Annotated in this window: 22 protein-coding genes; 2 read left to right on the top strand and 20 right to left on the bottom strand. The window is 56.3% G+C overall.

The features are described 5' to 3' along the window. Genes M5C71_RS11230 through M5C71_RS11245 form a run of 4 tightly spaced genes read right to left on the bottom strand, consistent with a single transcriptional unit; the run spans position 1 to position 2542 of the window. Complete coding sequence (locus tag M5C71_RS11230; RefSeq protein WP_248767933.1) at positions 1-504, bottom strand: integrating conjugative element protein; 504 nt, start codon at positions 502-504, stop codon at positions 1-3. After that, positions 504-1061 carry a lytic transglycosylase domain-containing protein gene (locus M5C71_RS11235; RefSeq protein WP_177099909.1) on the bottom strand — a complete coding sequence of 186 codons (558 nt, stop codon included), beginning with the start codon at positions 1059-1061 and terminating at the stop codon, positions 504-506. Before M5C71_RS11235 ends, M5C71_RS11230 begins: the two co-directional genes overlap by 1 nt. Continuing rightward, entirely contained in the window at positions 1046-1822 is a 777-nt protein-coding gene (locus tag M5C71_RS11240; RefSeq protein ID WP_248767842.1) for a TIGR03759 family integrating conjugative element protein, read from the bottom strand. The genes M5C71_RS11235 and M5C71_RS11240 overlap by 16 nt, the downstream gene beginning before the upstream one ends. A 9-nt stretch (positions 1823-1831) precedes the next feature. After that, positions 1832-2542, bottom strand: a complete 711-nt coding sequence (locus tag M5C71_RS11245) for a methyl-accepting chemotaxis protein (RefSeq protein ID WP_248767843.1) — start codon at positions 2540-2542, stop codon at positions 1832-1834. A 320-nt stretch (positions 2543-2862) separates the two neighbouring features. Here M5C71_RS11245 and M5C71_RS11250 point away from each other — a divergent pair, with 320 nt between their 5' ends. Beyond that, positions 2863-4290, top strand: a complete 1428-nt coding sequence (locus M5C71_RS11250) for an SIR2 family protein (RefSeq protein ID WP_248767844.1) — start codon at positions 2863-2865, stop codon at positions 4288-4290. Positions 4291-4292: 2 nt separating this feature from the next. Then, positions 4293-4769, top strand: a complete 477-nt coding sequence (locus M5C71_RS11255; RefSeq protein WP_248767845.1) for a TIR domain-containing protein — start codon at positions 4293-4295, stop codon at positions 4767-4769. Between the two features lie 390 nt (positions 4770-5159). On the opposite strand, the gene M5C71_RS11260 is transcribed toward M5C71_RS11255, so the two are convergent. The 16 genes from M5C71_RS11260 to M5C71_RS11335 all read right to left on the bottom strand — a co-directional run bounded on the left by M5C71_RS11260 (position 5160) and on the right by M5C71_RS11335 (position 18029). Continuing rightward, positions 5160-5609: a DUF6392 family protein gene (locus tag M5C71_RS11260; RefSeq protein ID WP_248767846.1), complete on the bottom strand. Its 450-nt coding sequence runs from the start codon at positions 5607-5609 to the stop codon at positions 5160-5162. 78 nt (positions 5610-5687) lie between these two features. Continuing rightward, positions 5688-7937, bottom strand: coding sequence for a DEAD/DEAH box helicase (locus tag M5C71_RS11265; protein ID WP_248767847.1), 2250 nt, complete (start codon positions 7935-7937; stop codon positions 5688-5690). Positions 7938-8043: 106 nt separating this feature from the next. Further along, positions 8044-9501: a DUF6094 domain-containing protein gene (locus M5C71_RS11270; protein WP_248767848.1), complete on the bottom strand. Its 1458-nt coding sequence runs from the start codon at positions 9499-9501 to the stop codon at positions 8044-8046. Between the two features lie 32 nt (positions 9502-9533). Then, positions 9534-10139, bottom strand: coding sequence for a hypothetical protein (locus M5C71_RS11275; protein ID WP_248767849.1), 606 nt, complete (start codon positions 10137-10139; stop codon positions 9534-9536). A 77-nt stretch (positions 10140-10216) separates the two neighbouring features. After that, positions 10217-10480 carry a hypothetical protein gene (locus tag M5C71_RS11280; RefSeq protein WP_248767850.1) on the bottom strand — a complete coding sequence of 88 codons (264 nt, stop codon included), beginning with the start codon at positions 10478-10480 and terminating at the stop codon, positions 10217-10219. Continuing rightward, entirely contained in the window at positions 10477-10761 is a 285-nt protein-coding gene (locus M5C71_RS11285; protein WP_248767851.1) for a hypothetical protein, read from the bottom strand. The genes M5C71_RS11280 and M5C71_RS11285 overlap by 4 nt, the downstream gene beginning before the upstream one ends. 10 nt (positions 10762-10771) lie before the next feature. Beyond that, positions 10772-11377 (bottom strand): DUF3275 family protein, encoded by a 606-nt coding sequence (locus M5C71_RS11290; RefSeq protein WP_248767852.1) that lies wholly within the window; start codon positions 11375-11377, stop codon positions 10772-10774. A gap of 103 nt (positions 11378-11480) precedes the next feature. Beyond that, the gene (locus M5C71_RS11295; RefSeq protein ID WP_248767853.1) at positions 11481-11813 is read right to left on the bottom strand and encodes a hypothetical protein; all 333 of its coding nucleotides are present in this window, start codon (positions 11811-11813) and stop codon (positions 11481-11483) included. 120 nt (positions 11814-11933) lie between these two features. Beyond that, the gene (locus M5C71_RS11300; protein WP_248767854.1) at positions 11934-12263 is read right to left on the bottom strand and encodes a hypothetical protein; all 330 of its coding nucleotides are present in this window, start codon (positions 12261-12263) and stop codon (positions 11934-11936) included. A 113-nt stretch (positions 12264-12376) separates the two neighbouring features. Further along, entirely contained in the window at positions 12377-12922 is a 546-nt protein-coding gene (locus M5C71_RS11305) for an STY4534 family ICE replication protein (protein ID WP_248767855.1), read from the bottom strand. 98 nt (positions 12923-13020) lie between these two features. After that, entirely contained in the window at positions 13021-13272 is a 252-nt protein-coding gene (locus M5C71_RS11310; RefSeq protein ID WP_248767856.1) for a hypothetical protein, read from the bottom strand. 311 nt (positions 13273-13583) lie between these two features. Next, positions 13584-13919, bottom strand: a complete 336-nt coding sequence (locus M5C71_RS11315) for a hypothetical protein (RefSeq protein ID WP_248767857.1) — start codon at positions 13917-13919, stop codon at positions 13584-13586. A gap of 924 nt (positions 13920-14843) precedes the next feature. Beyond that, on the bottom strand, positions 14844-15284 hold the full coding sequence (pilM, locus tag M5C71_RS11320) for a type IV pilus biogenesis protein PilM (protein WP_248767858.1): 441 nt from the start codon (positions 15282-15284) through the stop codon (positions 14844-14846). Positions 15285-15354: 70 nt separating this feature from the next. Continuing rightward, the gene (gene pilV / locus M5C71_RS11325; RefSeq protein ID WP_248767859.1) at positions 15355-16572 is read right to left on the bottom strand and encodes a shufflon system plasmid conjugative transfer pilus tip adhesin PilV; all 1218 of its coding nucleotides are present in this window, start codon (positions 16570-16572) and stop codon (positions 15355-15357) included. Continuing rightward, positions 16569-17504, bottom strand: a complete 936-nt coding sequence (locus M5C71_RS11330; RefSeq protein WP_248767860.1) for an ATPase, T2SS/T4P/T4SS family — start codon at positions 17502-17504, stop codon at positions 16569-16571. Before M5C71_RS11330 ends, pilV begins: the two co-directional genes overlap by 4 nt. Continuing rightward, positions 17505-18029 carry a type 4 pilus major pilin gene (locus M5C71_RS11335; protein WP_248767861.1) on the bottom strand — a complete coding sequence of 175 codons (525 nt, stop codon included), beginning with the start codon at positions 18027-18029 and terminating at the stop codon, positions 17505-17507. Between the last annotated feature and the right edge of the window lie 19 nt (positions 18030-18048).

Genomic DNA, 18048 nt, shown 5'->3' on the forward strand with positions numbered 1-18048 from the left:
CTACTGCTGAATGGCTGTGGCAGTGATCAGCAATGGGTAGTGGTGGATGCCGAGGCGCCCAGCCAGATCATCTGCCGGCGTCGGTACAACCTGGAGATCACCTGCCCAGCGGCGTACCTCGGCAAAGCGCTCGGCGCTCTCCACGTTGACCACCAGTCCCACGGCCTGCATTTGCTGCAGTTGATTGTGCCGCTGCGAGAGCCAGGCCTTGGAGCGCTCGTCGTCACCCACAACAAACATGGGTTGGAGCCCCGGGGCATTGATCACGCGTCCCTGCGCTTCGCCGGGGGTCAGTTGAGGGGAGCGCACAGGAAAGGCGCCGGCACCGCGGACGCCAGGGTTCGGTGAGGGGGCGGATTGAGCGTCGGGTTCTGGCACCAGATCCTGGTAGTAGGGCAGTGCGGAAACACCACCTCGATCTTCGACAACCGTCAGAGAGCCCGCATTTGCCGCCAAGGGCGAGGTCAGGCATAGCAAAATTGTGAGGTTCAGCAGTCGCTTCATCATGGGTTGTTCGCCATAAGGTTGATGCCGGTAACACGGCTGAGGTGTTTGGCAAATTCACGGCGATACCGTGCTGCCGGTTCGCCGCCGGCAGGGCGGTGATAGCGCCCGGCCGCAGTGATCCAGTCGCCGCCTTTGGATTTTTGCTCAGCGAGGATCTGCGCGGTTACGGAGAGGTTTTTGTACGGATCGAGCCCCTCACAGGGGCTGCTATAGCGGTGTCCGTTGGCTCCGACGTTGGTTTGCCCCAGACCGACGTCGACCCGAGCAGGGCCGGCGGTCTGGATGGCAATGATCAGCGCCCGGCAGGCATCGCTCCGGGTAGCGAAGCGGTAGCCGGCGCCGGCGACGTTCAGTGTCCAAGGCCAGGGGACGATCTGGCCACGGATGCGAGTACCGCTTTCCTGGAGTGCAACCGAGTACAGAACCTCAGAAGGCACGCCAGCCGGCCGGGCAATCAGCTGATAGGCCGGTGGCGGAATCTCGGACGCACTGGCGAGTGCGCTGGCCAGCAGCAGACTGCCGGCCATTGCCGCCCGGGCTACTGTCGTTGCCATTGCCCATTCACCTCGCGAACTACTGCAGGAAGATCGCCGCCGAGGCCGAGACCGAGCCAACGACCGGCATCATGATTCAGGGTGATCTGTCGATTACGGACGTTGGTCGGTTCGACGCCGGCGAGGATCGCCCAGCGACGAATCCGCTCGTCATCGCCCTGGCTGCCGACGAAATAGAGGTCGAAGGCCTGCTTCTGTGCCTGGAGATCTTTTACTCGTGCGATACAGGTTGTGCAGTTGTCTTGGACAAAGACGGCAAGGCGCCCATCGCTCTTCAGCGCCTGTTGGCCACCAGCAGGAGCCGTTTTTGGGGATGAGGAGATCTGGATGACCTTCTCGCTGGGGTACAGCCGTGCGAATGCTTGGTCATAGGCCCGCTGGTAGGCTAACTCCTTGTCGATCCGCTGGCGCTCTGCCCGTACCTGCAGCTCAGCATATCGTCGACGCTCTTCAGCGCTGGTGGCTTCTATACCGAGAGCTGTCAGCGGGTCGAGGCCGGGCGAGTAAATGCCGCGCGGGCCATCCATCACGGTCTGGTAACGGGTCCACTCCTGAGGTGTCAGGCCCCACTCACGGGCCAGCTCGGTCTGGTTACTGCTTTCGGATGTGCTCTTGGACTCGACGGAGGCCTGTACGGTGGACGTTGTAGGGGCTGGAGCAGCATGGCATCCATAGGCAAATGCGAGCGAGGCCAAACCGGTAAAGAACCGTATTGCGGCCAGATGATTCATTTTTCTGTGGGAAGTGATGGAGGTATGCATGTCGAGGTCCTATTGCGCAACGGTTACGGTTTGCGGAGTGCCGGCGACGTCGAAGCGCGCGGATGTGCCGTCCAGGGCGTTGAGCCGCCATGCAGTGCCCGCCACGGCATCGCCCGGCCGGATCAAGTAGATCTGGCTCAACTGCGTGCTACCTGGTGGCGCTACGGATAGAAATCGTTCACCGCCCCTGTATTCGATGCCGACCACGGTGAAGGGCGGAGTCTGTGGCGTGATGGCGCTGGAGTGGGGCTTTGGCGCTGGAGGTGCTTTTCGAGCAACGGCCTTCGGTTTAGGAGCCGCTTCGGGGGATGGCTTGACCTGGGACTTGCTCAGCTCCTGGAGGCGACTGTCGACGGTTTCGATACTGGCCTTGAGCATGACCAGTTCGCCTGCGGAGGCAGCGTTGCGAGAGAGGTCCTGGGCTGTCTCGGTCGCTTGTTTGGCGAAAGCCTGAACGGCATCAATGCGGTTGGATAGCGCCTGCTGACCCGAACGAAAATCATCGTTGGAGACTAGGTGCTTGCCGTCAACGGCGTCCAGTCGTTCGTCGACCTTGCCCAGTCGCGTCAGGATGGCATCGAGCGAATCCTTGTCGGCGGTAGAGGCCAGGCTGTTGTTGAGTATGGATAGTTGATGGTGCTCGTAGCCCAGCAGGCCTGCCAGGACGATGAGGCAGAGACTGAGAATCAGGGTGGTACGAGTAGGGCGTGGTAGGTTCATGGGCGTCCTCGCGCGGAAACGTGGACACCCTCTCAAACCCCTCTAGTTGGTGCAGTAGGAAATAGGTTTTCCAGCCCCTACGGTTTTTTAAGACCACAACAAGAGCCCCTCGTAAATGCTAAACGCCAGTTGCGCCCAGTTGGAGGTGAGGGGTAGTCTCTGTGATGCTAAAAGGCCGTTACAGGTTTTCTGCCTCATTCCTACGCGCACAGGCCTTCAGCGGTGTAGCAGCAGCGAAAAAGGTCGTATCACGCTTGTGTCCTGTGACGTGTGTGGCTGTGTCCCTTTTTTTTAAGCATGTTCCTCACAAGGAAGTAGAGATGGCGCTTTCAGGTGAAATCAATTCGTTTATCAAAGAATTTGTTAAAGATTTGAGTGAGGACAACGCCGCAGTATTCGCTGGTGCAGGTATGTCCAAGAGCGCCGGTTTTGTAGACTGGAAGGAGCTGCTGCGAGACATCGCCGACGAGCTTGATCTGAAAATTGAGCAAGAGGATGATCTGATCTCTCTCGCCCAATATCACGTAAACAAGCTCAAGGGGGCGGCGAAGCTCTCACGAAAAATTCTCGAGGAATTTTCCGAACAGGCTGAGCCATCATTAACCCATGAAATTCTGGCTCGCTTGCCGGTCCGTACGTACTGGACGACCAACTACGATACTCTCGTCGAGGACGCGCTAAAACGCGCCTACAAGATTCCAGATGTTAAACACAGCGTTGCGCAACTCAACACCACCCGCCCTAAGCGGGATGCGGTGGTGTACAAGATGCACGGTGATGCCCATCACCCTAACGACGCCGTTCTTTACAAAGAACAGTATGAGCGTTACTACCGCACGCACGAGGCGTTCGTTACGGCCTTGAGCGGTGATCTTGTCTCGAAGACTTTTCTGTTCATCGGGTTTAGCTTCACCGATCCGAACCTAGACTACGTCCTCAGCCGCCTCCACACTACCACCAAACGTAATCACTACTGCTTTGTTCGTCGCGAGCCCATCGACCCCAAGGATGACGACGAAGTCAAGGCCTATAAGCGTCGGAAGCAGGAGCTTCGCGTTGATGACCTGAAGCGTTACGGCATCCAGTCGCTGCTCATTGACAACTATGAGGACGTCCCTGCAATCCTGCAGGAAATCGAAAGCCGCTTCCTGAAAAAAACAGTGTTCATATCTGGTAGCGCCGAAGACTTCGGTGACTGGGGCCAGCAGGAGGCTCAGGAGTTCATACATACCCTTTCTGCCTCACTAGTCAAAAACAACCTGCGTGTTGTGAATGGCTTTGGCTGGGGCGTTGGTAGTGCTGTGATCAATGGGGCGCTGGAAGCGATCTACGCAAATCCTGAAAAATTCTCTGAAGACCAATTGATAATGAGGCCATTTCCGCAGGTGGCCACGAAGACTGCCGACCTTAAACAGCTATGGGAGCAGTACCGTCAGCGCATGATCGGTCTTACAGGCGTTGCCATCTTCGTGTTTGGTAACAAGCGCGACGTGGAAGGCAAGATCATCGAAGCCAGCGGCGTCATTCGTGAAGCAGAGATCGCGATAGAAAGGGGCTGCATCATTATCCCGGTAGGTGCCACCGGCTTTGCAGCTCAAACGGTGTGGAAAAAAATTTCCGAGAAACCGGTTCTCTTTCAAGGTGTCGAGTGGATGCTTCCGTTGATCGAAGAGATCTGCGATACACAGATAAAACACAAAGAGATCGTTAGCAAGATCATCGCAATTCTTAACCGTCTAGGGAGATAAGCATGGCCAAACGTAAGGTGTTTTACAGCTTCCATTTCGACAACGACGTAATGCGCGTTCAGCAGATCCGCAACATGGGGGTCATTGAAGGTAACGCCGAAGTCACGGTCAACGAATGGGAAAAGGTAAAAAACGCTGGTGATGCGTCGATCAAGAAATGGATCAACGACAACATGAGCGGCAAATCCTGCGTCGTGGTACTGATTGGCAAGGATACGTCCAAGCGCCCTTGGGTTCAGTATGAAATCAAGAAAGCCTGGGATGATGGCAAGGCTTTGCTGGGGGTGTATATCCACAACCTCTCATGCCCGAACACCGGCAAGTCAACTCAAGGCGCCAACCCTTTCGACCAGACAACATTCAAAATAGGAGTCAAGGTCGTCAAACCATTGGTTTTCAACCCTAAGGCAGCCGACGCTTATAACGACATTGATGCGAACCTCGCGGACTGGATAGAGCAGGCAATCAATTTGAAATAGTGGTGTTTTTTCGTAGCCTGTGGGGATGGAGCCCGGCCCTGCGGGCTACACTCAAACATCACTTTGCATCAGAAAAAAAATGATGGGATGCCGCATTGTTTGCTCACCTCCCTTCCCCTCCTAACATCCGCTCCTCCTACCCGCCGGAGCCACGTGCTAGCCAAAGCAAACAAACGCTGACTTTTGATATGTGTCTGTGCCGATGCAAAGCTGCCCCCTATTGGGTCAGTTTTCGGTCAGCGGCAACACAGCAGCAGGCTCGCGCAGGCGACCGCGGCTCTTGCAGCCATTTTCGCAAAGGTGGGGCAAACATGAAGGATGAACTGGAATGTGTGTTGGGCTACCCACAATATGTATTTCAGTTAGTGGTAGGGTGGTAGGTCGGGTGAATTATGCGCCATACAGTGAGAAGACGATTACCTTTAGGATTGAATCGACTCCGTACTGCAGATTCAGTTGCACTGCAGGGTTTAGTCCTTGGTCAAGCTGATACAAATCGCTCTTAGATTCTGTTAGGCCAGAGGTCGAGATTGGGCTGCCAAGCAACTGGTGGGCATGTTTGCGCTCTCTAATGGAATTAAGTGGTGCCGGGAGTTGATCAGTATATGTTGGCAGGTCAATGCCTGTGTCATTCCTCAGGCGCACATATAGCTCTTCAAAACGGTATGTCGTTGGTGAGAAAACTAGTTCGAGTCCGAGGATTGATTCGATCTCAAAAGTTTCTGTATCCTCATATTGACTGGGGCGAAGAGAGTTTTTTTCTATTAGTTGACTCTTTACTAAGTCGTGGTATGTCTTTCCAAGGTGTGTTATCAAGGATTCAAATAGTTCTGTTTTCATTGTGTATCCTCGGGCTATAGTTGAAGATATCATATTAATAAGATAGTCAAAAAATAGCCACCCGAAGGTGGCTATGAGCTATGCAGCAATGAGTTGCCTTGCGAGAGCCATCTCAACCGAATCCCCATCCTGATTCAACGAATCAAGCCCAGACTCCGGCACGTCTCCCGACGTGCTTTGAGCCACCGCGATCTTCTTGGCCATCAACTGCAGGCAGGTAATCTGCGAGCTGCCTGCGTAGCCGAAGAATACCACCCGAACGGGCTGCTTCTGCCCGATCCGCCACGACCGCCGTGCTGCCTGCTGAAGGGTGTAGACGTTGTACCCCGTCTGCAGGAACACAATGGTCGGAAAGTCCAGCAGATCCAGCCCGGTCTTCACCAGCTCCGGGTTGGTGATCAGCACGTCGATCCCGCGATCAACCTGGTCGAGAATCCAATCCTCGCGCCGTTGGGTGTCAACTGAAGCCCTCAATACCGCCACCTTCAAACCGGCTTGGTCCAGCAACCGTTTCAAGCGTGAGGTGGTGTCGCGGGTTCCGCTGTAGACGGTGTAGGCCAGTACCTTGCGACCTTTGGCTTTCTCCGCTAGGCACAGTTCAACCAGCGCCTGTTCTTTGGGCATCAGATCGTCATCTCCGAAAATCGGAGGGACGAGCGCCAATGTTTCCCTGGAGCGCGGGTGCTTGACCATCTCCGGTCGGAAGCAGCAGTCCGGCCAGGCCAGCAGCACATTGAGCACCACGCCCATCAGCGTGGTGTCTCGCCGCGCCAGAGCCTGGCGAAGCGCCTGGGTCAGTTTCCCGGCCAGTTGCTGATAGGCCGAGGCCTGTTCAGCAGACATGGCGATGTCGACGAACTCTTCCTGGTACGCCGTCAGCACGTTGCCGCCGATATCCTTGAGTTTCAGAAACACGGTGTAGGGCAGCACGAAACGATGAATGCCTTTCGGGCCGAAGCCCGGGGCCTTTACCGTCCGTACCGAGAGCTTCTTGCCCTTGGCGGTTTTGTGCGACTCGTTGTCCCGCTCGGTGTAGATATCCTTCAGTACGCCGTGATCGCGCATGAACGACATGGCCGCCGGAGCCATGCTGCCCCGGGCGTTCGGTCGGTAGCCATCCTCGATCATGCTTCGAGTGAGGATCCGGAACAGGAGGTAAAACAGATCATCGGCGTAGCCGCCCATCAAGGTGCCGGTCAGCAGCACGGTTTTCCGCGCCTTCGCTGCCAACACCCCCATGGCCTGGCCCTGGGCCGATCCACTGTTCTTGTACTCATGCCCTTCGTCCACCACCAGCAGGTCGAAAAAACCATCAGGCAGGTAGCGTTTGATGAACTCGGTGGGTTGATAGCCACCTTCGCCAAAGCCAAACTCGATGTTGGCAGTGGCGCGCTCCATGCGCTTGGCTTGGCGGTCGGTGAAGATGAAGTTGCCCGTGGCGTCCATAAGGTTGATGAACTCGCTGACGTTATCCATCAGCATCGATGCGAGGAAGTCCTCCCCGAAGTCGCTCAGCAACCGTTCTGCACGGACTGGGCCGATGGTCGGGATCCGACACATTGACTTCAGGATGGTGGAGCGCCGGGACCCGGTGTCCGCTTTCCCGGGGCGTATCAGCGTCCAGAGCGGGCCGGCGCAGCGTGGACAGCTTCGCCGGCGTTCTTCTCGGTGAAATTCATCCAGGGTGATCAGATTGCCCTCCAGGTCCTCCAGGACCTGGCCGCAATCGGGGCAGCCAGCCAGTAGGCGTCCGCCGGCAGACCGACGTGGCCAGCACGCCAGGCGCCAGTGAAACCCCATCCGCATGCGCACGCGCCCAAGAATGAAGAATTCCGGTCGTCCGTCATAGGCATCGCCCAGTTGGTCACGCAGCTTCAGCAATTTGACCAGGGTGTCAGGTCCGTTGAGCACCCAGACACGCGCGTTCGGTAAGGTTTCGAGGATCTCGCGTCGCCATTTGTAGACCAGGTGCGGCGGTGATATGACCAAAGTTCGGCGGTATCCGGCATTGTGCATGACCGCCGCCACGGCGATGGCCATCATGGTTTTCCCGGTGCCCATCTCGGCGTTGATGATCGCGGCCTGTTCGTTGCGATCGAGCAGTAACGCGCAGACCGCTTGCACGACATCGGCCTGTGCTGGGAATGGACGGCGTTTGAGTCCGTCCATCACCAGCTGGCGATTGGCGTTTATGTTGCCGGCATAAACCGGTGGATTGGAGCGGTTGAGGGAGTCCAGCAGCTCGTCGCCGAACTCATCAATGAATTCAGTCAGGCCGATGGTCAGGGATGAAAGAGGGGCTTGAGAGCCCTGGGACAGGTCGTTCATGGTGTTTCTCCCGGGAGGCGGAAACAGGGCACGCACGACACCCTGGCGGGTATGGTGCATACCCTGCGGGTTGGTAGAGGAAACGCCTTGTTGGCGTATGGTGGAGTTAGTAGTCGGAAGGCAGCAGGATGGTGGTTACGCTGCGATCTGACTCGGTGATGATCCAGAGCCTGTTTTCATCGGCGGTGTCGATGTCATAGGCGGAGAGCAGTCGATCGCCTGTGTTCAGCGCACGTTGGTTGCTGTTCCGGTCGTCGTCGCTCAACTCCCCCCAATCGCCCGACAAATGACGCCGAAGGTAGGAAGTAGTGTTGAGCGCACCGTGCTCCACGAGGTGTTGCACGGAGCTGCTCAGTATCAGTTGGCCCAGGCGGAACAACGAGGCGGAGTCGGCTTGAGGTGCTGGAGCCACTGCCGGAATTTCCGGATCGGCCATGGTGCTCGGGGACGAGCTGATGGTCAGTACATGCCCGTGGTTGCAGGAGCCTGGCGTCATATCCCATGCCCGAATGATGGGCACAAAACGGTCGGTCAGGATCCGTACCTCAGAAACGTTACCGTCCTCATCCTCGGTGAACTCGGTCTTGTGGACCTTATCCTTGTAGGTGTCGCCCTTCAGTACCAGGGTTCGTCCGGACTTCGATCGCACTACACCGGATATCGCGCCGGCAGCCAGCGCCAAGGCCAGGTGCCAGCGTGATAGGGCTCGTACGGGAGGTCTGGCTGGGACTCCGTTTTGACCGAAGTGCAAGGTGAAGTCCGGCCAAAGGCCTTTCAGTCGTTTGACCTCCAGCTGGAACTGGTCCGGTTCGAGCGTCATTCGGTAGAAGTGTTCGAGGTCGGTCGCTGCCGGCAGCACCCGATACGGTTCCCATGGCCAACTGAGCGGGAGCGTCTCGGCGTTCCGCAGGTCAGAGCCGATCGTCAGAAGACGTTCGCGTACCTGGGCAACCTCCCGTGGCCGGGCCAGATCCTGGCGTCGGACACGGATACCGAAGATCACCACCTGCTTGAAGGTCGGGTCTGATCCAGCATAGATCCGCAGTTCAGTGAAGTGGTTGCATAGCCATCCACAGAGCTCATCGTCCAGGACATAGTGCGGAATGATGAACACCAGAACACCGCCGTACTGCAACAGGGGAAGTGCCCGTTGGTAGAAGGCTTTCTCCAGTCGACGACGACCGTTGCCCTGATACTGCGAAGCACCAGCGTGGTCGGCCACCAGGTCCCCATAGGGTGGGTTGAGCCAGAGCAGGCCGAAGGCCTGGCGCGAGATCATGGTGTCCATCAGATCGCTGTGCAGTACGCGACTCAACAGTGTCCTGGAGTGATCGGCACGCTCTCGGTCGTATTCGACAGCGAAGGTCTCCACATTGTCACGCCCGAGGGCATGCGCGGCTTCGGCCAGGGCCACGCCTTCGCCGGCACAGGGATCGAAGATCCGCATTCTGCCGGTGGGAGAGGGGGCCAGGGCCTGCAGCGTTCGCTCCAGGGTGATTTCGTCGGTGGGGTAGTAGCCATTGCGGGCAAAGTTGCGCGCGAGGCGCGGGAACATCAAAGCCATACAGGCCTCCTTGAGTCAGGTGTGATCCGGGATTAATCCCGGGCTTCGGTGGTGAGTTGTCTTTGGCGAATCAGATCGCCCAGGACGGGTTCGAGCACGTCAAGTTTCAGCGACAGGCGCCAGGCCCTGATCGAGCCCTGGCCTTTGGGCAGCGGTTGCAACATGCCGTGTTGATTCAGGACCTCCAGCACGGGCTCGCGCCAATGCTGGAGCAGGGGTAACGGGCAGGTTTCGGTGACCAGTGGCCAGAGCTGCTGTTGAGGTGCCTGGCCGTCCTCGAGGAGGGCGTAGGCGAAGTGATTGGCACGGTCGGGTTGAGCGCAGCGCCGGTCGAACAGCCAAAGGTGCAAGAGGCTGCCGAATAACGTCCCGCGGAATTGGCGGGTGGTGCGCTTTTCCAGCAGCTCGGTGTTGGGAAAGACCGGAAGGCTCCGGCCGTCGACAACGATGTGGAACTGATCCAGACCGTTTTCGGCTGAGCCGAGGGTCAGCCTGGCCAGGAACTCCTGCAGGGCCGTGTCGCGGCCCCAGGCGGAGAAGAAGACCAGGTTGCGCTGTTCATCGCAGACGCAGGTATCAACGTACAGGTCAGGACATTCGTCGACCTGGTACAGCTGTGTGGGTGATGGGGTGGACATTGAGCAGCCTCCTGATCGGAGGGCAGCCCAGCCCTGGAAGGGCAGGATGCTGCCCCTCGGGGTGAATGGATGGTGGGTTATTGATCGCGCTTGAATGAGCGGGTGTGTGGGTCAAAGTAAGTGGTCTTGTCCCCCTGGAACAGAGGTGACTGACCAATCATGTAGAGGTTGACCTGATACAGGGAGCGCAGCTGCAAGGCCGCGTCAGCCTGCGCTTCGGTCAGCCCGATTTCGATGAAGTGCTCGCGCATCTCGCCATCATCGGACACTTCGTTGTTGGTCAGTTGGTCTTCGACGGTCAGCAGGATGTGCTCGCCGAGATCAGAGAAGATCGGATTCATGGAGTGTTTCCTTGGTGCTGGGACTTCTGCGCAGAGAGCCCCTGACGGTTCAGTCTTTGATACAGCCGGTAGGCTGTTTCATTGGCGAACTGCCCGTCATCAGCGTTTGAGGCGTTCTTAACGAGCATTTGCAGTGCCTCCAGCGCCGGATCTACGAGTTGACGTTCAAAGAGTGCTTCTCGGAAAAGATCAGCCACTTCGTCAAATCCAACTTCCCGCAGAGCAGAGCAAGTCAGCAAGAGTGCGTCAGATACATCAGGGTCGTGGTAGCGGTTATTCATGAGGTTTCCTCTATGTCGGAGATTGGCAGTTCCAGATTTGCTGCTTGAAGTCATGGACGTAGCCCAGTTCACCCAGGCGAGTACATTGGGCGCGCAGGCGCTGACGATCGACGGTGGTGTCCAGCCTGACGGTTTTTCCGAGCGGCCAGATGGTGCCGAAGAGCCCAGCGTCATCGTCGTTGGCGGTCGTGCTGGAAGACTCCATGCCGAATGGCGCGTTATCAGCAGATGGTTGAAAGCTTGTGGCCGGTGCGGCCGGTCGGTGTTTTCGAGGCTGTTGTGTTGTGCCGGAGCGCGGTGTCTCTTCGTCCAGTGGGTCCGGTTCATTGGTGGTCAGTCGAGCAGTGTCTTCAATCGTCAGCTTGTCCACATCGTCAAGTGACATGCCCGCAAGCACTGCTCGTATCTCGACAACCAGGCGACCGCCTGCTGAGTAGTGCGCAGGCCGAATTCCTGTGATCGCGAAATTGCCCCGGTACTTGCCTTTGTTGTACTGCTCCAGTAGCGCGTCTTTGATGACGAACTCACCGATCGAGGTTGAGAGGCGCCCGACGTTGAAGTCTCCGTTGCGACCGGTGATGGTCTGGATGGCCAACTGGCCCGGGATATTGATCATGGGTTACTCCGTACTACAGCGAGTAACTGCCGCGAGGCTGGTACTCGCTGGGAGAAAAAAGCCCGACGATGTCGGGCTTAGGGTTGGGGAGTGGGTTGTGGACTCAAAGCCAGAACTCTGATTTTTCGTCCTTGAGTGCGATGTGCAGATAGATCATGCCCGGCGTTGCGACGACCAGGCGCAGCGTGAGATCCAGCCAGACCCTTTCAAAGCGATCGCCTTTTGGAGGGAACCGATACAGACCGAAATTGATTTGTTCGGCATCAGGCTGCAGGTGCAATTCCCTGTAAGCTGCCATGACAACCTCTGCCAACCGGCTAGTACTTTCAGAGTCGTGACGTGGTTCTTCGACGTGTACCGATTCGAGCCATGCCGCAGGGGTCAAAACGACAGGGAACTTGTAGTAGCTTGCGGACTGCGTAGGTGCGTTCGACATGAGGTTTTCTCCAGGTGCAGGAAAACACCTGGCCCGTCCGGGAGGTGATTTCCCGACGGTTGTTGGATCTGTTTGTGGTATTACTAACGTAAGTGTGTTTTGAGTGCGTTGATAGAAAAACTAGTCGTCAAAATCAATGTCGTCAGGATCAACGAAATTGGGGGTGAGATAGTCTCGTAGTCTCCAATATTCTTGTAGTAAGCCAAACTCGGTTAAGAGAGGGCTGACGTTGGGGTAAAAGTTGTTTTTGTGATCCATCTCTGCCAGTTCAATGAGTGAGTCTTCAACTGAACTCCAAAGATCATTTTCGAGAAAATAATTTGGGGTCTCGTCGGGATCGTCCACGTTGGTGAACGGAAACTTCATGTTTAATTTGCTGTGAGCGTTCGCCTGGGCGGCTAAAAGTCCAATGTTGATAACCAGCGGCAAGCGAAGTGAGTTATACAGCATGGTGTATCTCCAAAAGGAAGGACACCAGCCCCGGCTGGGGACATTGTGCCCCCGATACGGGAAGTAAAAGGTGAAAGGCACCCGAAGGTGCCTTGCCATGTTGTGGTTGTAAATCAGGAAGCTCTCCGCTGCCGTTTGGCAGGGGTGGCGGCCGGTTTGGCTTGCTCTTCTGCGACCGGCTCAGGAGCATTGCTGCTTTCGAGCGGTGCTTCAGGAGTGGCTTGTTCCTGACCTTGTTCCGCAGCGATTGCTACTTCACGAGGTTTGGCTTCGTAGACTGTTTCACCATCAACCTTGACCCAGCCGATAAAAAGCAGGCGTCCCTTGAGGGATACTCCTGTTTTTCCTATTTTATCGCCCTTGTCGTAAGTGAAGGTGTCAGGCCAGATATCTCCGATACGAAAGCTCACGAGGACCTTTTTGCCTTTATTATTAACTGCATCTTGGCAACGACGAATTAGCCTTTCTGCTTCTTCACCGACTACGTTACAGTCAATATAGGTATATTCCACTTCATCAGAGGAACCCCGCAAGGCTGCAACAGTGACAGCCATGAATGGCTTACCTTTTCGAACCGACACTTCACGAATCCGGTTGAGGTAACCGATGCCAGTAGTGTGCAGGTCGAAGAACTTGGTTTCGTTGGTTTGGTTACTCATGGTGAATCTCCAATTTCGAAAAAGCAGAAAGCGGAGAAACACTTCGCCCTTGGGGGAAAGTATTCCCCGCGAGGGTGGGTATAGCTTGAATGTGTTACTTAGTGAACGAGCTTCATTGCAGCGATCAGCACGCCAACGGCAGCAGACAGCATGACGCCCATACGCAGAGTCAGTTTGACTTCGAGTGCCGAAATATCAGTCTTGATTTCAGTACGAAGGTTCGCAATATCAGCCTTGGTTGCGAGTAGCGAATGCATGTCGGTCTCCAAAGCATCAATGACTGCGTTAGCTTTCTGCTCCGTAACATTGATTGAGATCAATGCTTGGTAGAGAGCCAGTTCGGTTTTCATCAGACCTCCAAAAAAACTGAGAGGCCTGCCCAGACGGGTAAGGCCCGTCGTGGGTGGGATAAGGTGCTTCCATCGACTGAAGTCGACTGATCGCGCTACCGGAAGCTGTGGCGATCTAAGGGGAGATCAATGCGGTAAACCGCATCGTAGTCTTGAGGATCCTGACTACCTGGGCATGTTGCTGACGACGTCAGCGATACATGTACACAGAATGGAAATGCCGCTATCGATTGTCAAGCCTTTGCAGCAAAAAAACTGCCAGGGAAGCCTCCCCAGCGGGAAGGTTCCCGGCTGGGGTGAGTGGCACCAACTCAGCAAGCAGCTGGTGTCAGTGAGCCGACGAGAGCTGTATTTACTTGGTCAGCATCTGTTTTCCTGGGACGGCGTTTACGGGTGGGCTTTTGGACCACTCGGGTGTTCTCCTCATACCAGAGATTTAGATCGATACCGTCATATGCCCGAAGCATAGCTGGCTGGCGATCCATGTCGCGCAGGACGTTGTCTGGAACACAGGGCGGCGGCAGTTGAACGCTAAGAGCAGCCTTGGCCTGGGGTACGGGCGATGCGCTGGTTGTTTTCACTGCACGCAGGAATTCCCGGGTGACAGTACCGAGTGCGAAGCCGAGGGTGTAGGTGAGTTTGGACATAGTGTTTCTCCGGCAGGTTGAGATGCGGAGAAAGCACTGGCCCTGTCGGGGAAGTGATTCCCCGCGAGGTGAGTTGTATCAGATGCTTCTATCGACGGTTGTCGACTGGTCGCGCTACCAGAAGCTAAGCGGCCTTGGGCGGATCAAGCACAAACATCGTGTCACAGTCTTTAAGATCCTGACTGTCTGGGCATGTTGCTGACGACGTCAGCAGGGCACGTCCATATACTCAAATAGGGAATGGGATGTGTCAAGCAGGGGAGGGGAATTACGGGGGGATGATACAGAGATAAGCCAGAAGGAGGATCTACCGAGGCAACTGGGTCAGCAGTCACTCTCGGCTCTAGTCATATTTAAAATGCAGAGAAAAATGCCACCTGTGAGTTTGAAGCGTCATTGATCCCTGGGCTGTGATCTGGACGTCTCTTTCTTCACCTGGCCGATTATCGTGGCTGGGGCCAGCAAACTGATGGGCACGCATCCGCGCACAAAAGGAGCCCTTTTTATCGCCGGCGGGCCACCGGCAGGGAAAAGCGGCTACCAAAGGGTAGCCTGATGATCCTGAAGCAAGACCATCAGGCTACCCATTGTGTGAGCTTTAAAAAGTATGGGCCACAACACCAGTGTGGCCCTTGGATTACGATGCTTCGAACCTCTAGAGAACCCTATGTGCCTTTGAACTCGCAATTCACGAGTTGACGGCTGCGTGTCTGGCTTGGAACAGGGAGACACAGGGAGAGTCCTCAAAAGGTCCGCACGCCCTTCCCGGAGCTATGCGTGCTTTGGGGTTGGTGACGGGACGAATCGCATCACCGGGCGCTACTGATGACCGCCAGTAGCCAGCGAGGTGGAATCGTTACTGCAGACATTGTGGCACAACGTGTTGCGTGCTGCCAGAGAGTCCCAGGCAAGGTGATGGCGCAGCTATCTGTAGGCTACTGCCGCACCGTCGGGGATGGTGGGGGGAATCACGATCGCCGTGGCCCCGGAGGATGGGCTGATCAAGCGCCCTGACGAAACATAGCCGACAGAGGTCGAGGCATCTGTTAGCACTGCAAGCTCCGCAACCAACCCAGCAGGTGGTGATGCATAGAATGCGTAGCTGTTGCCGGAGACGATGTAGCCATCGACACCCGGTAGGTGCATGAACCAGGCGGGGAGCGATAGAGAGGCGTCGGCAACTGAGCCAGTGATTCCAGTGTTGGCTTGAGCGTATTTCGCCAGCGCATTCCTGTACACCAGCAGATTGTGGGCGATGGCCGAAGAGTCACCCTCTATGGACAACTCTTCGGACCGGCGGGACAGGTCGTCTAGAGTGCTCAGCGCAATGCCTAGTACCAACAGAATGACCCAGTAGAGGGGCATGATAGGAGCCTCAAATTTGTAAGGGTTCAACCATAAAACTGGCTGGCTCAACTAAGCCGGTTGGTAAGAATTAATTGATTTCGTAGCACGCCATTAATGTTATATCCCATTGTTCCCATTGATAGGCTTGCCCTGTCATTGCCACATATGACCCTGCTGGGCATGAACACCCACCACCAGTAAACGGATTGCCCTGCCGGCACCCTCCATCAAAAGTTCCTACGCCGAAGTTACCCTTGAAATTCCCTGAGCCCGGCTTTTTCCAAAGTCCATCCCGGCAAAAAAGTGGACCGTCTGCCGTTGTCCCCATCAGCCCATTGGGTGAGCAAGGAGTGTTCTCCGTCGCAAGACCGTCCACTTGTAAGTATTCCCCCACCTCTGTACGACCTTCAGATACCAACGATCCTGCGCGGCTTTGCCCGGGGGTGTAGACGCTTTTATTCCCATAGGCGCGGATCCAGTTGGAGTCAGACATGTACCAGCCACCGCCCCATTTCGTGCTGTACCAGCCACTATCGCCTTGAGTGCGGAGCCAGTTACCAGCCGTGACGTTATTAGCAGCGTTGACATCCACACCGGCAGTCACAGTCCCGGAGGCCGTAACGTTCCCCGCGTTGTTGATGTCGTTGGTTGCCATGTCGATTGCTGTGTTCATCCGGTTGAGCTCAGGTTGGTTGGGTACTGCGTTGCGGTAGAGATAATCGTTGGCCAACGCGCCATCCTGCAGGAACAGCGCACTCGCGGTATGCCCGACACCCGGGTTCATACCGTAGTTACTGAGTGTGATCTGCCATCCGCCTCGCACGCCCTGGACGATGCTTGCATTGCTGACGGGGATGAATCCACCCGTTCCTCCCAGGTTTTCAGCGATCTCGCGTGTGCCGATTTCATCGATCGCTTCGCCACCGGTGGTGATCACGATTGATTCGAGCTGGTTAGGAGCTGGGGCTCGAGCGAGCACAAGGAGGGTCTGCCCGAAAGCGTTGGTGCCGCTGAAACCGACCGGCAAGTAGTTCGTGTTACGCAGCATCGTGACGGTGATTTGGGCCGGTACGGTGGGGGCGGCCGAGGCAAGCACTGCGCTGAAGTTGTCCTTCAGGTATTTCGCGGCCGCGTCGGCCACGGCCTGTTGTTGCTGAGCCGCGATCTGGTAGTTCTGCGAGTCCATCCGCTGACTCAGCAGATTGGCGCCGATCGCACTCATCAGGCTGAAAACAATGATCGCGAACAGAAACTCAATCGCAACGTAACCCCGTTGCTGTTTGTGCCAGCTCAGCTTGGTGTTCATCCCCATAGCCCCCTCTGAGATTGGTTCTCCACGTCCTGGTCGACCTGGTTTACGTGGCCCGTTCGAATTTTTTCGCGAATTCCCGGGCCGTCTTCCCCGGTGAACAAGAGGCTTCGGACCTTCACGAGCTTTTGTGTCCCTTTTGTCTGCATCGCCTGACAAATAATCGCCAGGAGCCCCTGAGCGAGAATTTCTCGGGCATTACTGATTTCAGGTTGAGCCAAGACGGCGATACGTTCGATTGCTTGGGACGCAGATCCAGAATGAGAAGTCGTGACGATAAAGTGACCATTGATTGAGGCGCGCACTGCTTCAGCAGCAGTACGGCTATCGCGGATTTCACCTATGAACAGGATGTCTGCCCCCGTACGAAGCGCGCGGAGCAGGGCTTCTCCGTACCCACCAGTACGTCGAGAAACTTGCATTTGGATGCAACGGCCCTGGCCATGCGCACCATTGAGTTTGGTCTCTTGCGGATCTTCCATCGCCAGAGCAATACCGCCGCAGGCCTTCAGGCGAGCGACGACTACTGACGCAGCGCTGGATGTTTTACCTGTGCCCATTTCGCCGCAGATGATGACCAGGCCTCTGGCCGAGTCATCGAGCAGGGTGTTGGCCAGAGCGGTTGGAAAGCCGAGTGAATCGAAGGGGCGGATCTCGGGTTTCGATTTGCGCAGTACGAAGACGTCTTGGCCGAAGGTATCCACGACCTGTGTGACACGCAGCACGATACCGTCTTCGATCAAGGCGAATTCTGGATCCTGATGCTCGGCAAAATGCGCTTTGCATTGGGCTCTCAAACGAACGAGATCGTCAGTCCAGCTCGCAGGTGCCTCGACCCTCTTGGTGTTGGCACCGTCCAACCCTTTGACGTCGCTGAAGCCGTCGCCCAGGTAGAGATCGACGAAGTCTGCCTCAGTGATCCGGGTCATTTAGAATACGGTCCAGGCCAAGGTGTTGTTGCTTGAGTCGGTGCAAGTACTGCTAGCGCTTGCGGAGGTGACTTCACCAGTTACCGCTGATCCACCGTTAATCGACGTTGTGACCTTCTGCCCGCGGCTGAGCTTTGTTGCCAGGGTCATACAAGCATCCTGGGGCAAGCCGTTTTCGGTAATGACGAAGTTCATGCCGCCGGATAGAACGGTAACGGCGCCATTCCAGGCGTTGTACAACGTGGCGCCCGAAATGCTCATGTTGGGCAGCCCTTTACTGGCAACGAGCTGAGTGACCAAGTCTGTACCAGAGGCGCCGTAGCCGGCGCTGCCTTTGAGTTTCCGTGTATTTGCGATCAGTTGGCTGATGTTCGATTGTTCGTTGCTGACATCTGAACTAGCGAGCAAAGAGCCGCCGTTGTAGATGGCGTAGCCGATGCCGATGGCGATGACGATCAAGACGAACATCATCGAAAGGTCGATGTAACCGCGTTGCCGGTGTGGGTTGCGAGTGTTGTGTTGCATGGGAAGGACCTCGTGATGG

Source organism: Pseudomonas sp. MWU12-2345 (assembly GCF_023242385.1).
In the GTDB taxonomy this organism is placed as follows: Bacteria; Pseudomonadota; Gammaproteobacteria; order Pseudomonadales; family Pseudomonadaceae; genus Aquipseudomonas; species Aquipseudomonas gingeri_D.

Bases quoted from the DNA above. Each gene is read 5' to 3' on its own strand.
- M5C71_RS11265 (WP_248767847.1), bottom strand. From the start codon at position 7,937: ATGAACGACCTGTCCCAGGGCTCTCAAGCCCCTCTTTCATCCCTGACC.
- M5C71_RS11310 (WP_248767856.1), bottom strand. From the start codon at position 13,272: ATGAAAACCGAACTGGCTCTCTACCAAGCATTGATCTCAATCAATGTT.
- M5C71_RS11285 (WP_248767851.1), bottom strand. From the start codon at position 10,761: ATGAATAACCGCTACCACGACCCTGATGTATCTGACGCACTCTTGCTG.
- M5C71_RS11290 (WP_248767852.1), bottom strand. From the start codon at position 11,377: ATGATCAATATCCCGGGCCAGTTGGCCATCCAGACCATCACCGGTCGC.
- M5C71_RS11240 (WP_248767842.1), bottom strand. From the start codon at position 1,822: ATGCATACCTCCATCACTTCCCACAGAAAAATGAATCATCTGGCCGCA.
- M5C71_RS11330 (WP_248767860.1), bottom strand. From the start codon at position 17,504: ATGACCCGGATCACTGAGGCAGACTTCGTCGATCTCTACCTGGGCGAC.
- M5C71_RS11270 (WP_248767848.1), bottom strand. From the start codon at position 9,501: ATGGCTTTGATGTTCCCGCGCCTCGCGCGCAACTTTGCCCGCAATGGC.
- M5C71_RS11335 (WP_248767861.1), bottom strand. From the start codon at position 18,029: ATGCAACACAACACTCGCAACCCACACCGGCAACGCGGTTACATCGAC.
- M5C71_RS11230 (WP_248767933.1), bottom strand. From the start codon at position 504: ATGAAGCGACTGCTGAACCTCACAATTTTGCTATGCCTGACCTCGCCC.
- M5C71_RS11245 (WP_248767843.1), bottom strand. From the start codon at position 2,542: ATGAACCTACCACGCCCTACTCGTACCACCCTGATTCTCAGTCTCTGC.
- M5C71_RS11250 (WP_248767844.1), top strand. From the start codon at position 2,863: ATGGCGCTTTCAGGTGAAATCAATTCGTTTATCAAAGAATTTGTTAAA.
- M5C71_RS11275 (WP_248767849.1), bottom strand. From the start codon at position 10,139: ATGTCCACCCCATCACCCACACAGCTGTACCAGGTCGACGAATGTCCT.
- M5C71_RS11295 (WP_248767853.1), bottom strand. From the start codon at position 11,813: ATGTCGAACGCACCTACGCAGTCCGCAAGCTACTACAAGTTCCCTGTC.
- pilV (WP_248767859.1), bottom strand. From the start codon at position 16,572: ATGAACACCAAGCTGAGCTGGCACAAACAGCAACGGGGTTACGTTGCG.
- M5C71_RS11300 (WP_248767854.1), bottom strand. From the start codon at position 12,263: ATGCTGTATAACTCACTTCGCTTGCCGCTGGTTATCAACATTGGACTT.
- M5C71_RS11260 (WP_248767846.1), bottom strand. From the start codon at position 5,609: ATGAAAACAGAACTATTTGAATCCTTGATAACACACCTTGGAAAGACA.
- M5C71_RS11235 (WP_177099909.1), bottom strand. From the start codon at position 1,061: ATGGCAACGACAGTAGCCCGGGCGGCAATGGCCGGCAGTCTGCTGCTG.
- M5C71_RS11315 (WP_248767857.1), bottom strand. From the start codon at position 13,919: ATGTCCAAACTCACCTACACCCTCGGCTTCGCACTCGGTACTGTCACC.
- M5C71_RS11305 (WP_248767855.1), bottom strand. From the start codon at position 12,922: ATGAGTAACCAAACCAACGAAACCAAGTTCTTCGACCTGCACACTACT.
- M5C71_RS11255 (WP_248767845.1), top strand. From the start codon at position 4,293: ATGGCCAAACGTAAGGTGTTTTACAGCTTCCATTTCGACAACGACGTA.
- M5C71_RS11280 (WP_248767850.1), bottom strand. From the start codon at position 10,480: ATGAATCCGATCTTCTCTGATCTCGGCGAGCACATCCTGCTGACCGTC.
- pilM (WP_248767858.1), bottom strand. From the start codon at position 15,284: ATGCCCCTCTACTGGGTCATTCTGTTGGTACTAGGCATTGCGCTGAGC.